This is a genomic window from Adlercreutzia aquisgranensis, from assembly GCF_943193145.1.
Taxonomy (GTDB): Bacteria; Actinomycetota; Coriobacteriia; order Coriobacteriales; family Eggerthellaceae; genus Xiamenia; species Xiamenia aquisgranensis.
Window position 1 is genome coordinate 91,519 of the sequence record NZ_CALPDA010000001.1, and the last position, 15,375, is coordinate 106,893.

The following is a 15,375-nucleotide window of genomic DNA, read 5'->3' on the forward strand; positions in this document are numbered from 1 at the left end:
TCCGGCCCTTCAAAGTGCTTTTGGCGGTTGACGAGGGCGTTACCTTTTTGCTGCAAGTCCGTCCGCCGCCGCCCTGAAGTGCGTTCTGCGGCTGGCGTTCGCTACACTGGGGCTGCGGATGTTGGGCGGGCGCTGGGTATCGGCGGCCGCCTGCTAGCACTGCTCCACTCGACCTCAGAAAGCAAGGCGACCGCCATGATTCCCTTCGTACCCTCCATCGTGCCCAACATCGTTCAAGCGCTGGTGCTGGTGGTGGCGTTCGCGTTGATTGCCGCGCCGGTGCTGCGCAAGCATCCGGTGCCGTTCTACGTGTTCTACGCGGCCCTCTCCGCCGTCACGCTCATCGACGGCATTACCTGGGACCCGTGGGCCGACGTGGTGCTTGACCTGTTCGTCAGCTGCTACGTGGGTGTGGCGTTTTACCTGGCGGTCATGTTCGCCGGCGCGTTGCCGCGGAAATGGTGGGTGACCAAGCGCTTTCTTTCCGTGCGCACCGAGCTTTCCGTCATCGGCGGCTTCATCATCGCGGCCCACATCTGCCGCGTCGCGTTCATGATACCGCTGTCGTTGAGTATGTACTGGACGTTCATCTGGGGCGATGCGGCTCCGGTCATGATGGCGGCCGTTACCATCGTGGGCGTGCCGCTTCTGGTGTGTTTCGCGGTGCCGTGGCTGACGTCGTTTCGGTTCATCCGCAAGCGCATGAAGCACAGCACCTGGAAGACCATCCAGGCCATGGCCTACCCGTTCATGGGGCTGCTGGTGCTGCAGGGTATCCTGCTGAGCTTGGGCCACGCCATCTACGTGGGGCCCGGCACCGCCGAGTTCGCCGACTACATGGTTAATGCCGCAACCTACCTGTTCTTCGGCATCGCCTACGTGGCATGCAAGGTGAGCATGGCCGTGAAGAACCATCAGAAGCAAGCGAAGCGAACCTCCCCGCAAGCCTCTTAGACGGCCGAGCGCCGCCACCGTGCGGGAAGGCGGTTGCAGCTGTACGCCATCGATGTTTGCCGTGGCGTGTAGCTTGTGCCGAAGCCACTGCGCGAGCGTATCCGGAGCGATTGCTCGATGCCCTTGGGGTAGGAGCTGGCCTGCACTGTGGCGCATACCCGCATCGGAGCGACCCTTGAAGTGTTAGTCGTTCATGGGTGTTGCGCTGTGACCGTGCGTATTCTGTTTCGATGCGCCGGTGCAGAAGACGTGGCCGCAACCACGAGCCATTTATGCCGAAGCTATCGTGCGAGTGCAGCCGGCGTAGTTCTCGGTCCATCCGGAAGCGATCGCGGTGGTCCTGCTCGCGGCGATGTAACGAAAGACGATTATGGCAGCCAAAACGTGCCACAGCCGTCTTTCGTTACAAAAAATCGTACATAACCGTCATCGGTTACACGGCTTTCTGCCATAACCGTCATCGGTTACATCGGGCTGCCGCGGCCGCCGTCGGCTGCAGCGGGCTGCCATAACCGTCGTCGGGTGCACCGGGCTGCCACGGCCGGCGTCGGTTACATCGGGCTGTCACGGCCGCCGTCGGCTGCAGCGGGCTGTCACAGAAGCAATTGGCTGCAGCGGGTTGCCGGTGGTTGCGGCGGACTGCCATAACCGTCGTCGGTCGCATCGGGCCGCTACAGTCGTCGCCGGGTGCACGGCTCCCCCGGGTGCGTGTCCGATGCCCAGAACTCTAGATAGCCTAGCAGGAGCGGTGGCGCTTGGCGTGCTTGTCGTGGGCGGTTTCCTTGTCGTAGCGCGTGTCGCTGGGGATGGAGATGCCAATCGTGCAGCCCTTTTGCGCCTCTCCCTCTTCCAGCGGCGCGCGGAAGCTGAGGGCGCGCGAGGTTTCCAGGGCGTCGAATTTCACCAGGTAGGCGCGTTTCGTGAGGTCGATGGCCTCTACGGTGCCGTCGCCGAAGGTTTTATGGCGCACGCGGGCGCCCACGGCGAAGCGGGCCTCTTGCGCCAGCGCGGTCATCCACTGGTCGGATGCGGCGATGGCGGCGCGGGCCTGGTCCAGGTAGTCGTCGGCGGGACGGTCGGAGAACTGCAGAGCCGCCGGGTCGATGTCCAGCAGGAAGCGCGACGGGTAGCGTCCGCTGCCTTCGTGGGAGAACCCTTCAGCTTCGGACAGGTACAGGCCGTCGCGGGCGCGGGTCATGGCCACGAAAGCCAGCCGCCGCTCCTCCTCCATGGCTGCCGGCGTGGCGGTCTTCTTCGACGGCAGCACCCCTTCGGTCAGGGCGCACAGGAACACGTGGGGGAATTCCAGGCCCTTCGCGGCATGGATGGTCATGAGTCGCACCTGGTCGCGCTGGCTGCTTACGGCGTCGGCGTTGGACATGAGCGCCACCGACGACAGGTAGTGCTCCAGCGTCACCTCTTCGCCGCAGGAGGTTTCGAACTCGTAGATGGCCTGCTTGAGCTCGGCCAGGTTGTCCAGCCGCTCCTGGCTGCCCTCGGTGCGCAGCATGCGCTCGTAGCCGCTGGCGGTCATAAGCGCCGCAAGCACCTCGGACACGGGGCGCCCTTCGTAAGCGCCGCTGAAATCGTCCACCAGCTTCAGCAGCGCCCGAGCCTTCGTGCCCTTGAAGATGTCGTCGTCGACGGAGCGCTGCAGCGCCTGGAACAGGCTGCACCCTTCGCGGGCGGCTACGTCCTGCAGATGCGCCATGCGCCGCTGCCCCAGGTTGCGCTTGGGGGTGTTGGCCACGCGGGCGAAGGACAGGTCGTCCTGGTAGGCCACAAGGCGCAGGTAGGAAAGTGCGTCTTTCACCTCTTTGCGGCCGAAGAAGGGAACGCCGCTGGTGAGCGCGTAGGGAATTTCTGCCTTCACCAGTGCTTCCTCGACCGAGCGCGAGGCGTAGTGGGCACGGTAGAGCACGGCCATGTCGCGGTAGCGCACCCCTCCCTCGTGCAGCGCCTGGATGCCTTCCGCAATCCAAGCAGCCTCTGCCGGACTGCTCTTCGCGTGATGCCATACCGTGGGCCCGTGGTCGGTCCGCTGCGCCGTCAGCGACTTTTCCATGCGCGTGCGGTTCTTGGCGATGAGTGAGTTGGCCACGGCCACTACCTCGGGCACGCTGCGGTAGTTCTGCAGCATCATGATGGTGCGGGTGCCGGGGAAGCGCTTGTCGAAATCCAGCAGGTAGCGCACGTCGGCGCCGCGCCAAGTGTAGATGGTCTGGTCCGGGTCGCCCACTACGAACAGGTTGCCGTGGTAAGCCGCCAGCACCTCCATGAGCTGGTACTGGATGCCGTCGATGTCCTGGAATTCGTCCACCATGATGTATTCCAGCCGCTGCTGCCATTTCAGCCGCACGTCGGGGTAGGTCTCGAACAGGTGCAGCACGAACACGATCAGGTCGTTGTAGTCCAGCCCGAAGCACTTCTTCTGGTGGTACAGATAGCCGTAGAAGATGATGTCCTTGGTACCTTCGGCCTGCAGAAAGCGCTGGTGCAGCCCGTCGATGGGCATGGCCAGCATATCGCGGCAGTAATCCGGCCGCTCCTGCAGCTTGATCATCTCGATCATGTCGCGGGCGTTGGCGAAGGTCATGTCGCGCAGGGTGAGCCCGCGCTCTTCGTAGACCATGGCCAGCATGGCGTCGATGTCGCCGTTGTCCAGCACCAGGAAGCTCTTGGGGTAGTGCAGCGCGTTGCCGTCCTCTTTCAGCACGTCCACGCAGAAGCCGTGGAAGGTGTTGATGCGGCCGGTGTCGTTGTCGCCGGTGAGGCGGCGGATGCGGTGGCGCATTTCGGCGGCGGCCTTGTTGGTGAAGGTGGCGCACAGGATGTTGCCCGGCAGCACGCCCAGCTCGTTTACCAGGTAGGCGAAGCGGTGGGTGAGCGCGCGGGTCTTGCCCGTGCCGGCGCCGGCGATGACGCGCACGTATCCTTCGGTGGTGGTGACCGCCTCAAGCTGCGCCTCGTTCAGCCCGTCCAGCACCGAACGCGGCCGCAGCCCGTCGCCGGAAGCCGCAAGCGCGTTTCCCGAATCAACGGGCAACAAGTCGTCGTTGGCGTCATATGGAACAAGCGTACTATTCATGTGAGGTATTGTAGCGAACTTACGAACAGATGTCACTATCGACTGCGCATCATGTCGAAAAGCGCAACCGGGCTGGTTCGGGCAAGAAGAAGGGCCAACCGCAAACGGCTGGCCCTGAGGTTTTGCAAGGGCAGTGCCCGACGCAGCAGCTGCGCTTCGCTGCCGTTCGCGCGCCCGCCCTAGAAGTTGTTCAGGCAGAACATCAGGTCCAGGGCGGCCAGCAGGGAATCGCGGTCAACTACCCAGATGCCGTCCTGCTTGACCAGATCAAAGGCGACGCTGCAATCTTCGTCGATATCAGCGGTGCTCATGGCTTCCTGCGCGGCACTACCGATAAGCTGGATGAACTGGTCAAGGTCGGCGTCTTCGATGGCGGTCGGATCGCTGGAAAGCAGCTCCAGGATCTCGTCGGTATATTCCACCATGTCGGTGCACTCCAGGTCCAGGAACACCGTGGCCGTGCCCGCGTCTTCATCGGCCAAAGAGATAGCGGAGGACGGGTCGACCACCACGGTGCTGGCCATCCACTGGGCCAAGGCCAGCGGCTCCATTCCTACGTCTTCCAGCGAGAACTCGCCGTCGCTGAAGTGCTGGAAGCACGTGGCTGCCTTGTCGGCCACGTAGCTCATGGTCTCCTCGTCGCCGGCCAGCGTTTCCAGGGTCATCACCGACACGTCCAGTGCTGCCTGGTCGTCCTCGGTGATGGCCATCGGGCCGTCCGAGGAGCTGCTGGAATCGGAGCCGTAGGGCGTGGCGGCCGACCCGCTGGAGCTGTAGCTGTTGTAGTTGTAGTCGTAGTCGTAGTTGGCCAGCATGGCTATGCCGAAGGCGAAGAAAATCAGGTACGCGATAAGCGACAGCACCGAGAACACGATGCCGATGACGCCGCACACCTTCGCACCGGTGGTCTTGCCGTCCTTGCCGCCTGCGCGCACCACCTGGCCCGCCAGCACCAGGGCCACGATGCCCAGGATGATGCCGCCGATGACGGTCTCGGAGGTCAGGATGGCCAGGATGCCGCACACGAGCGCGCCCACGGCCTTGCCGCTGCTGGGCTGCTGGGCCTGGGGAGCCGGCGCGCCGTAGCTGTAGTCGGGCGCTGCTGCGTAGGGGCTGCCGCCCGTGGGCGCGCCAGGGCCGCCGGGAGCAGCGGCGGTGGGGGCGGTGCCGCAGGCTTGCGAGGGCATGTAGGTGGGCACGGGCTGGCGCTCGGGCGCGCCGGGGGCGGCTGCCGCCGACGTCGTCCCAACGGCCTCCGCGGTTTCGGTGCGCGTGGAGAATACCGTCGCCTCATCGGCGGTACCGGTGGAAACCGGCTGGTAGGCCTCCACGTTCTCCCAGCTCATTTCCTCCACGGTGCCAGGGTTGGCATCGGTGCCGTTCGCCCCGTCGGGCGTCTGGCCGGTCAGGTTCTCTTCTGCCATGGTCTCTCCTTCTAACCGGATGCGGGGAAGTTGCTCCCCGCAGGCTTACATATATGTAGTGCACGGACGTGCAATGCACGGCGCTCGGATTGCAAGGGGCTTCGCGCTTGCAAGCGCGCCCTCCTGGCGGGCGCTTGCTTCCCCGTTGCCGGGCGTTAGGCCAGCTTCTCGCCCAGAAGCTTCGCGGCCTGGGCCTTGTCGAAGTTGCCGCCGGTGGCCTTGGTGAGGGCCCCCATCACGCGGCCCATGTCCTTCTTCGTGGCCGCGCCGGTCTCGGTCAGGGTGGCGTCCACCAGCGCTTCCAGCTCGGCGCCTTCCACCTGGCGGGGCAGGTAGCTCTCCAGCACTGCCACCTGCTTGGTCAGCATGTCGGTGCGCTCCTGGTCGTTGCCGGCCTTGATGGACCCGTCCAGCGTCTCCTTCGTCTGCTTGATGACGCGCTTGAGCATGGCGTCCACGTCGGCGTCGGTGACGTCGCGGCGCTCGTTCACTTCTATGTTCTTGATTTCGCCGTGAACCTGGCGCAGGATGGACAGCCGCGGCTTGTCCTTCGCCTTCATAGCGTCTTTGATTGCTTCCTTCAGTTCATCGTAGGTCATGGGCTGCTCCTCTGGGTTTCCCAACGGGAATCGTGCATGGCCGTTGCGGCCGCCTGCGAGTATACCGCACCCGTGCGCCAGAGCTGACAGATTCGCTGAGATTAACCGAACCGTGATGCGCGCAGGGGGCGGCACGCGCTGGCATCACCTCCTGACGTTTCGCAAGTAGTAAGCCTATGAGCAGGGGATACTCGATTCCGTATGTTTCGGGTGGTCACAGATTTCGGCCGCTTTCCTATAGTTCGAAACGTTGATGGCGGCGGTGGCAGAACCGCTGTCGCCGCAAATGATTTCTGGTTGAAGGCGCTCTCGCCGTGCGGGCGATTTCTGGCAGAGATTGGGGGCTTGGCAAATATCGGCTTGCGGATCGCGCCTTTATTCCAGGGGTCTCGGCTTGTTTTCCCAGGTGGGAAATTCTCGCGCCCGCTCAGGCTTCCCCGGGATTGCGCTGAGATTTGCCAAACCCCCAATCTCTGCCAGAAACTGTCTGCGCTCGCTCTTTGCGGCGGGCATGCCCGAGCCCGGCCTTTGCAGCCGGCGACCCTGGAACGGGCTTGGGGCTTGGGCTTGCTGCCGACGTTGCGGTCGGGCTGCTGATTTGCGGGCTGTTTGCCGTTGGGCGTCGCTTTCGCCAAGGGGGTGTGCGACCGTGCTATGCTATGCGGACTGTTACGCGGACGACGCGGGAAGGAAGCTGGTATGGCCGTTGAATTCAAGCAGGGCGCCTTTCACGATGCGGCCCTGGTACGCACCAAGGTGTTCCTTGACGAACAGGGCTTCCAGGAGGAGTTCGACGATCTGGACATCGACCCGCGCATGGTGCATCTGTGCGCTTACGGCGACGGCGAGCTGCTCGGCTGCGCGCGGCTGTTCCCGTCCGCCATGGAAAGCGGCGTGGAAGCGCGCCCTGACCGGTGGATTCTGGGCCGGCTGGCGGTGCTGGCGTCGGGCCGCAAGGCGGGCACCGGATCGAAGCTCATGGCCGAGGCCGAGCGTATCGCGTGCGATCACGGCGCTGCCGAGATGCATCTGCATGCCCAGCTGCAGGCCCAGCCCTTCTACGAGCGCCTGGGCTATGCGGCCTACGGGCCCGTTGAGCTGGACGAGCACGTTGAGCACCAGTGGATGAAGAAGGTACTGGTCTAGCTGCCGTGCGGCCGACGAACGGCGCCGGCTGCCGTTGCCGTTGAGCGCGCTGGTCGTTGGCCGCCGTTGCGCTGGCCGTCGCGCCGCCGCTGGTTGCAGCTGATCTCCCGCGCCGCTGCTAACTGCTGGCCGTCGATGGCCGACCGCTGCCTGCGGGCCGCGACCGACTGTCTTCGGATTGTCAGCTGCTGCGAACCGCCCTCCTACCGCCCTCCTACCGTTTGAAAGGAACACTGCTATGGCCCAACTGCTGAAGGGCAAGCCTGTTGCCGATGCGCTTACCGAAGAGGTGGCCGCCCGCGTGGCCCGGCTGCGCGAGCGCGGGGTGCAGCCGACGCTGGCCATCGTGCGTGTGGGCGAGCGGCCCGACGACGTGTCCTACGAGCGCGGTGCCTCGAAGCGCTGCCAGGCTGCCGGCATCAAGCTTGAGGCGTTCGCGCTGCCGGCCGATTGCCCCCAGGCGCTGCTCATGGACACCGTCGCCCAGGTCAACGCCGACGCCTCCATCCACGGCTGCCTGCTCATGCGCCCCCTGCCGGCCCATCTGGACGAGGAAGCTGCCTGCGCGGCTTTGGATTCGGCGAAGGACATGGACGGCATCACCGGCGGCTCGCTGCTGGGCGTGTTCACCGACCGCGACCTGGGATTCCCCCCGTGCACGGCCGAGGCGTGCGTGCGCATTCTGAACTATTACGGCTGCAACCTGGAGGGCGCCGACGTGACGGTGGTGGGCCGCTCGCTGGTGATCGGCAAGCCGGTGTCGCTGCTGCTGCAGGCGAACCACGCTACGGTGACCATGTGCCATACGCGTACGAAGAACCTGAGCGAGGCCTGCCACAAGGCCCAGGTGTTGGTGGTGGCCGCGGGTCGTCCGAAGGTGATAGGGGCCGACGCCGTGGCGCCCGGCCAGGTGGTGATCGACGTGGGCATCAACTGGGACGAGAACGCCGGCAAGCTGGTGGGCGACGTCGATTTCGAAGCCGTGGAGCCTATCGTTGGCGCTATCACCCCAGTTCCGGGAGGTGTCGGGTCGGTGACCACGGCGGTGCTGGTGTCCCATGTGGTGGAAGCGGCCGAGCGGGCTTCGGACGGGGGCGCTGCCGAACCGGCTGCGGCGAACGCCGGGGAGGGGCGGCCTGCGGGCGGCTCGGCTCAGCCGGCGCCCGAGGATTGCGAGCCCGCTTTCGCGAATCTTTCCTGCAGCTCCTTCGCAGCGCGTTTGGCCGGTCCCGAGAGCGTGCCGGGCGGCGGCGGGGCGGCGGCCCTGGCGGCGGCGCTGGCGGCGGCGTTGGCTTCCATGGTGGCCAACTTCACCACGGGCAAGAAGAAGTACGCCGTCTACGAGCAGGACATTCAGCGGATTCTCGTCGAAGCGGACAGCGCCCGCGAGCGCCTGCTCAAGCTGGTGGACGAGGACGCCGCCGCATTCCAGCCGCTTTCCCAGGCCTACGCCATCCCCAAGGACGACCCGAGCCGCGCCGCCGTGCTGGAAGCTGCCACCCAGGCGGCGCTGCAGCCCCCGCTGCAGGTCATGGGCCAGGTGGCTGCGGTGGTCGATCTGCTCGAGGAGCTGAACCGGAAGGGCAGCCGCATGCTGCTATCCGATGTGGGCTGCGGTGCGGCTCTGGCAGCCGCGGCGATGCAGGCGGCCGCCATCAACGTGTTCGTGAACACGCAGGCCCTGGCCGACCGCGACTGCGCCCGCGCCATCGACCAGGAGTGCGACCGGCTGCTGGCGGACGCATCGCGGGCTCAGGCTCTTGCCGACGCGGTGACGGCCCAGCTTCGCTAACCGTTTTCGCCGCCGTTGGGGCTATGTTCGCTCGGCTGGGCTGACCGCTTGGAACGCCCGGCCGATTTCTCTGTGCAATTTCGTTCAAATTAACTACACTGTGCACGGCGTTGCGCTGCAGAGGGGGCAACGACCCGGGGCTTGCGGGCGATCAGGCGCGCTGTCCCGGCGTGGCTTGCGCGTGAGCGCGGTCACCTATCGCACGGAAGGCAAGAAGGACGAACGAATTATGACCCAACACAACGGCGTTTCCCAGCAATCCGGCCAGCAGCCCGCCCACGTTGGCGCGGCGGACCAATGGGAGCAGGCGGGCGCGGAAGCGGTAGCGGCGGCCGGTGGCTCGGCTCGCGAGAAGTTCGGGTCGCGCCTCGGATTCATCCTCATCAGCGCCGGTTGTGCCATCGGCCTTGGCAACGTGTGGCGCTTCCCCTACATCACTGGCGAGTATGGCGGAGCGGCTTTCGTGCTGCTGTACCTGCTGTTCCTGGTTATCCTGGGCCTGCCGGTCATGGTGATGGAGTTCGCCGTAGGCCGTGCCAGCCAGCGCTCGTCGGCGTTGGCCTTCGATGCGCTGCAGCCCTCGCGCCGCTGGCACTGGTTCAGCTGGTGGGGCTTCATCGGCTGCATGGTGCTCATGATGTTCTACACCACCGTGGGTGGCTGGATGCTCTCCTTCGTGGTGAAGATGGGAACCGGCACCTTCAACGGTATGACGCCCGACCAGGTGGCCGGCGTATTCGGTTCCATGCTGGGCAACCCCGGCGAGCTCATCGGGTGGATGCTCGTGGTCATTGTGCTGGGCTTTCTGGTGTGCAGCCTGGGGCTTCAGAAGGGCGTCGAGCGCATCACCAAGGTGATGATGTGCTGCCTGCTGGCCATCATGGCGGTGCTGGTGGTGCGTGCCGTCACGCTGCCCGGCGCGGCCGAGGGCCTGGCGTTCTACTTGGTACCCGACTTTGGGAAGCTCTTTGCCGGCGCCACTGCCGCCGAGCAGTGGGCCACCTTCGCCGACGCCGTGTACGCCGCCATGGGCCAGGCGTTCTTCACGTTGTCGCTGGGCATTTCCGCTATGGAGATCTTCGGCAGCTACATCGGCCGCGAGCGCTCGCTCACCGGCGAGGCCGTGCGCATCTGCGGCCTGGACACGGCGGTGGCCATCACGGCCGGCCTCATCATCTTCCCGGCGTGCTTCGCCTTCGGGGTTGAGCCGGGATCGGGGCCGGGGCTGGTGTTCATCACGCTGCCGAGCGTGTTCGAGCAGATGCCGCTGGGGCAGCTGTGGGGCGCGCTGTTCTTCGTGTTCATGAGCTTCGCGGCGCTGTCCACCATCATCGCCGTCTTCGAGAACCTCATCAGCTGGTCCATGGACAAATGGGGCTGGTCGCGCAAGGTGGCCGTGGCGCGCATGGCCATGGCGGTGACCGTGCTCAGCCTGCCGTGCGCCCTTGGGTTCAACGTGCTCTCCGGCGCCACCATCCCGGGCATCGGTGACATCCAGTCCATCGAGGACTTCATCGTGTCCAACAACCTGCTTCCCCTGGGCAGTCTGCTGTACGTGCTGTTCTGCGTGTCGAAGGGCGGCTGGGGCTGGAGCAACTTTTTGGCCGAGGCGGACGCCGGCGAAGGCATGCGCTTCCCCGCGTGGGCCAAGCCGTGGCTGAAGTACGGCGTGCCTGCGCTGATCGCCGTCATTTTCGTCATGGGGTGGATGCCGCTCATCGGCAGCTGGATAGGCTAGGCCCGGCAGCCCGGGAGTCTTGTGCAGTGCACGGGAGGCAGGTTCTGCGCATATTCCTGCGGAACCCCGCCCTCGTGCACTGTTCCATGGGTGGCGACATCCAGATGGATGGTTGCAGGGAGGCGCCGCGCTGCGTTTGCAGGAGCGGCGCCCCGTTGGAATGACCCTTGCGAAGGATAGGGCGAAGGCCGGGTGCCCTAGATTTGCCGACCCTTCAGATTGCCGGTGGCTACGGCGTTTATGATATTGGAGGGCGTCTCGGCATCGCCGACCACGATGACGTCACAGATTCCGTCAAGCTCGCGGGCCAGGGCGTCGTTGGGAACGAGCGGCTCGCAGTCCACAACGCATGCCGCCGGAAGCGTGCACTCCAATCCATAGGAGGTTGTGAAGCTCACGCCGCCGTCCACCACTGCGACGTTAGACGTGCCGTGATGAATTTGGGAACCCCTTCCTTCAAGCAGGCTTATGAGCATGGCGCGCGGCCACGGTGCCTGCTCGGGTGCCAGGTCCTCCTTCGCCCCTTCGTGCACGATGGACACGTTTTTACCTTGCTGGAGCAGGTAGTTCGCAAGGTCCAGCGCCCGCAGGTTCTCCCCGACGATGCAGACGGGACTTGTCACTTCGCTGGTAGCGGCTTCCTCCATCGAAAGGACGACCGTGCTTCCCGCGGGTTTGAGCATCACGCCCGGGTCGGACGCCCCTGTTGCCAGCACTACGACATCGGGCGACTCGCTTTTCACCAGGGAGGCATCCACCGTCGTGCCCGTCACCACGGCAACTCCGCCCGATTCCAGCTGTCGCTTTTGCCATTCCTTGAAATCTGCGATGCGCTCGTGCGGTCCTTTTACCAAGGCGGCGAAGTCGAGGGTGCCTCCGAGCGCTCCCTTGTCGTCGTAGAGCGTGACCTCGTGTCCTCGCTGGGCGGCAACGGCGGCGGCCTCCATGCCTGCGGGGCCTCCGCCCACTACCATAACCCTCTTCGAAACCTGTGCCTTTGCCGGCTCGTATCCCTCGGGCATCTCGTTGGTGAAAGCGCGGGTGTGGGCTGGATTAGCTCGGCAGAATCCGAAGCCATCGGGGTTTATGACCGACATGAAGCAGTTGGAGCAGTGGTTGCAGGGGCGGACGTCGTCGATCCTCCCGGACCGCAGCTTCTCCGGCAGATGGGGGTCGGCGACGAGGGGCCGGTTCATGACGACGAAATCAATCTTCCCATCAGCGACGGCATCGTTCACCAGGTCGGGCGCGAGTCGCGGATCCATGCCGCCGACGGTGCCCACGGGAATCCCCACGGCCTTTTTCACGTTCGCCGCTACATCGATAAGTGCGCCGATGCCCCCGTGGCTGCCGTTCACGAGTCCGCGGTAGTGGCGGCTGAAATCTACCTGGGTGCCTAGCCCGGTGTTGCCCGGGGCGCCTACGAACATGAGGTCGGTCAGGAAGTTTGCGGCGTGGTTTCCGAAGGTGCCGAAACGCACTTGCAGCATGTCGGCACCGGCTTGCTCGAACAGCTTTCCGAAAGCCGCTGCTTCCTCGGGGGTGATGCACAGCTCGCTGTCACCCAGCTGCTCGACGTTTTCCTCCACGCCGTTGTAGAGCACGTGCACGATGACCCCGGGACATGTCCGCTTGATTTCCTCGATGATCTCCGTGAGGATGCGAGCGCGGTTCTCCAGGCTTTGAGGGCCGTACTCGTCGTCGCGTTCCGTGTTCCAGAACCGCGAGAGAAACGTGTCGAAGGTATGGTCGCAGCCGGCGTTCAGCTCGATGATGTCGAAGCCCGTGGCGTAATGTAGCTGGGCGAGTGCGATCTTCTCTTGCTGGAACGCGTGCACCTCGTCGGTCGTGAGGGGCAGGTGCGGCATACCTCCCTCGACGGCGGTCTGCTCAAGTTGCGAGATGGAGTTCTTGCTGGAAGACGACTGCGTCCACATGCCCCAGATCTGGGCGCCGGCCAGGGCACCTTCCTCGTGGATCGCGTCGACGATGGGCTTGAGCGAGTTCTCGTCCTCGATCAGCCAGTCGCAGAATTCCACGCCTATCACGCCCGCTCCACCCCGAGCAAGCTCGCGGTAGTAGCCGACCGCCTGCTCGTTCACAGCTTCGTTGACCGCGTAGGACCCGGCCGCGCTCTTCACGATGCGGTTCTTGGACTGCTTGCCACCAAGCTGTATCGGCTGGAACAGTGCCGAGAAGTCGGTGGTGTTCGCCTCGAACGAGTCATCCTGCGGGTTGAGTTCGACAGCCTGTGCCGTGGTCTGGGAGGTTGCCGGCTTCGTCGTGCCGTTCGATGGTTGCGACGAGGTGCCCTTCTGGTCGGCGGATGCGCAGGCGGTCATCCCCGTCGCCACTCCTCCGATAAGCGCGCCAGCTGCGATTGCCGCCCCTCCGGTAAGAAGATTCCGGCGCGACACCGGCTTGCTGGCTAAATGCTGCATGCTCATGTCCCCTCCTTGCGTTGTCGTTTGCGGACCGGGCGATCATCTCCGATTCCGTTTGCCGACGAGGTCTACGAAAGGGGCTATTTCTTGGGGCGCTTTTTCGGCCGAGCGGGCGATAAAACGGGTGATTTGGTTTCTCATCTGGGAAAACGAGTAGCGCTTTTCGCAAGGCGATACTCGGGTTTGCTACAATGCGAAGCGAGGGAAGGGGGGAGCGTGGCGAGGTTTGGCAATACGAAGGTCTGGGTTCCCGGTGAGCTGCTCGAGACGCCGTTTCTTCTGGGCATGAGCCTGTTCATCCTCTTCGATGCACTCACCCCGTTCCTGGGCAACTCGTCGGGGGCTTCGGGACTCAATCCTGTGAACTGTGCCGAGCTCGTTCGGACACCGCTGTTCCTAATCGTTTCGCTGGTTGCAGGAAGGGCTCGGATCCTGTTCCGTAGTCCGTCGTTCCTGGCTTCGGTATGCATAGCAGCGAGCGCGGGGGTAGCCTTGATACTGTTGGCCCGCTTCGTAAGCCATTCCCTCGTAGCCTCGCTGGTGATAGTCATCGGCTCTGTGGGCGTGGGCGCGTTTTGGTGCTTTGCGTTGCTGAAGTTCTCGGAGCTGTTCACGGGCGTGTCGCTGGGCTGCACCGTTGCGACCTTCGTGTTCTGCCATTTTCTGGGATCGGCCGTGGCCAGCGTCGTCGTGTTCGCGCAGGCCCGTGTGCTCGCTGTGGTGCTGCTGGCTGCCATTCCCCTTGTGCTGCTTGTCTGGGGGCGGCGGTTCCGCGGCAAGCTGTGCGCGGCCGCCGATTCTTTGCCGGACGCCGAATCGGGCCGGCTGCGCATACCGGTGCGGCCTTATGCGTTGATGCTGGTCACGCTGTTCGTTGCGGCCATTGTGCGCAGCCACATTCCGGTCGATTTGGAACCCGCTACGTACCTGGGTGCTTTCCTGTGCGCTGCGGTCCTTACGATCGTCATGGAGGCGAAAAGGCGCTCGGTCCATCCTCGCATGCTGTACTATCTGACCCTCTTTCTGCTTATGGTGGGCCTGCTGCTCTTCACGGGAAGCGGGGACGTGGCGCTGGTGGCAGCCGGCGGAAGCGTGAACGCAGGCTATTTGTGCTTCAGCGTGCTCATCATGGCGCTGCTGTGCAACGTGTGTCGCCGCTACGCCATCAATTCCTATTGGATGTTTGGGCTGCTCGGGTTCATCGAGCGCATTTCCTACGATGCGGGGTCGGCTGCCGGAGGGCTTCTGTCCCTGCAGCCGGATGCCGTCCGTTACACCGTCGCATTCGCCTGTGCGATTGTCGTGGCCGTCGCTTTCGTCACGCTGCTGACGGAGCGAGACTACCGCACGTCGTGGGGTACTATGAAGGATGAGTCCCAGGCGAACCCGGTAGCGGCATACTACCAAACGCTGGGAGATTGCTGCTCGGCGGTTTCGGAGCAGTACGGTCTTACTCGACGCGAAGAGGAGGTGCTGCTCCTGCTTGCGCAGCGCAAGACGCTGCCTGACATCGAGCGGGAGCTGTACGTGTCTAACTCGACGGCCCGCACGCACTGCAAGAACATCTATAAGAAGCTCGGCGTGCATAAGCGCGAAGAGCTGCTGGTGATGATGGGCCATCCGTCGGTTGGTGAGCGCGCCGACTAGATTGCGGTTGTGCAGTGCACGGGAGGCAGGTTCTGCGTGAATTCCTGCAGAACCCCGCCCTCGTGCACTGTTCCATGGGGTGGAAGGAGCTGGCGGGACGGCTGTCGCAGCGGCTGTTAGCTCTTGTGCCTGGGGAGCCAGCTTGCCAGCACCACGGCTTGGTTCATGGTCTGGTTTTTGGCGCCGAAAAGCAGCGTGATGTGTGGCGGATTGTCTAATCCTTCGCTGGCCAGTTGCTTTGCGAACTCGGCGCTGCCCAGCTTGCGGGCGAATTCCAGGGCTTCGGGGTTGGCGTCCAGCTCGGCGATGTAGGCCTTCTGGAACGACTCCCAGTTCTCGGGTTTGTGCCCGAAGGCCTTGCGCACCGCCGTCGACGGCGCCAGGAACTTCGCCCACAGGTTGTAGTGCACCTTGTCCTTCGTCAGCCCGCGCGGCCACACGCGGTCCACCAGCACGCGGTAGCCGTCGGTGGGGTCGTAGGGCTCGTAGACGCGCTTGATCCGAATATCCATAGCGACCTCCTTCAACCTGGTGCGCAATACG

10 protein-coding genes are annotated in these 15,375 nt (G+C 64.4%); 5 read left to right on the top strand and 5 right to left on the bottom strand.

The features are described 5' to 3' along the window. Positions 1-195: 195 nt before the first annotated feature. Positions 196-954, top strand: a complete 759-nt coding sequence (locus NFR41_RS00305; RefSeq protein WP_251230232.1) for a hypothetical protein — start codon at positions 196-198, stop codon at positions 952-954. Positions 955-1,690: 736 nt separating this feature from the next. Here the strand turns inward: NFR41_RS00305 and NFR41_RS00310 are convergent. From NFR41_RS00310 to NFR41_RS00320, 3 genes are all read right to left on the bottom strand, one after another. Further along, entirely contained in the window at positions 1,691-4,000 is a 2,310-nt protein-coding gene (locus tag NFR41_RS00310; RefSeq protein WP_251230233.1) for an ATP-dependent helicase, read from the bottom strand. A gap of 221 nt (positions 4,001-4,221) precedes the next feature. Beyond that, positions 4,222-5,466, bottom strand: a complete 1,245-nt coding sequence (locus NFR41_RS00315) for a DUF4190 domain-containing protein (RefSeq protein WP_251230234.1) — start codon at positions 5,464-5,466, stop codon at positions 4,222-4,224. 155 nt (positions 5,467-5,621) lie between these two features. After that, the gene (locus NFR41_RS00320) at positions 5,622-6,065 is read right to left on the bottom strand and encodes a GatB/YqeY domain-containing protein (RefSeq protein ID WP_160213243.1); all 444 of its coding nucleotides are present in this window, start codon (positions 6,063-6,065) and stop codon (positions 5,622-5,624) included. A 699-nt stretch (positions 6,066-6,764) separates the two neighbouring features. Here NFR41_RS00320 and NFR41_RS00325 point away from each other — a divergent pair. The 3 genes from NFR41_RS00325 to NFR41_RS00340 all read left to right on the top strand — a co-directional run bounded on the left by NFR41_RS00325 (position 6,765) and on the right by NFR41_RS00340 (position 10,741). After that, on the top strand, positions 6,765-7,211 hold the full coding sequence (locus NFR41_RS00325) for a GNAT family N-acetyltransferase (RefSeq protein WP_160213244.1): 447 nt from the start codon (positions 6,765-6,767) through the stop codon (positions 7,209-7,211). Positions 7,212-7,449: 238 nt separating this feature from the next. After that, a complete protein-coding gene (locus tag NFR41_RS10535; RefSeq protein WP_349665459.1) occupies positions 7,450-9,003 on the top strand; it encodes a cyclodeaminase/cyclohydrolase family protein in 1,554 nt (517 codons plus the stop codon). A 229-nt stretch (positions 9,004-9,232) separates the two neighbouring features. Further along, positions 9,233-10,741, top strand: coding sequence for a sodium-dependent transporter (locus tag NFR41_RS00340; RefSeq protein WP_160213246.1), 1,509 nt, complete (start codon positions 9,233-9,235; stop codon positions 10,739-10,741). Between the two features lie 197 nt (positions 10,742-10,938). Here the strand turns inward: NFR41_RS00340 and NFR41_RS00345 are convergent, their stop codons facing one another. Beyond that, positions 10,939-13,188 carry an oxidoreductase gene (locus NFR41_RS00345; RefSeq protein ID WP_251230235.1) on the bottom strand — a complete coding sequence of 750 codons (2,250 nt, stop codon included), beginning with the start codon at positions 13,186-13,188 and terminating at the stop codon, positions 10,939-10,941. Between the two features lie 213 nt (positions 13,189-13,401). Here NFR41_RS00345 and NFR41_RS00350 point away from each other — a divergent pair, with 213 nt between their 5' ends. Further along, entirely contained in the window at positions 13,402-14,832 is a 1,431-nt protein-coding gene (locus tag NFR41_RS00350) for a response regulator transcription factor (RefSeq protein ID WP_251230236.1), read from the top strand. A gap of 116 nt (positions 14,833-14,948) precedes the next feature. On the opposite strand, the gene NFR41_RS00355 is transcribed toward NFR41_RS00350, so the two are convergent. Beyond that, positions 14,949-15,344: a DUF488 domain-containing protein gene (locus NFR41_RS00355; RefSeq protein WP_251230237.1), complete on the bottom strand. Its 396-nt coding sequence runs from the start codon at positions 15,342-15,344 to the stop codon at positions 14,949-14,951. Positions 15,345-15,375 lie beyond the last annotated feature (31 nt).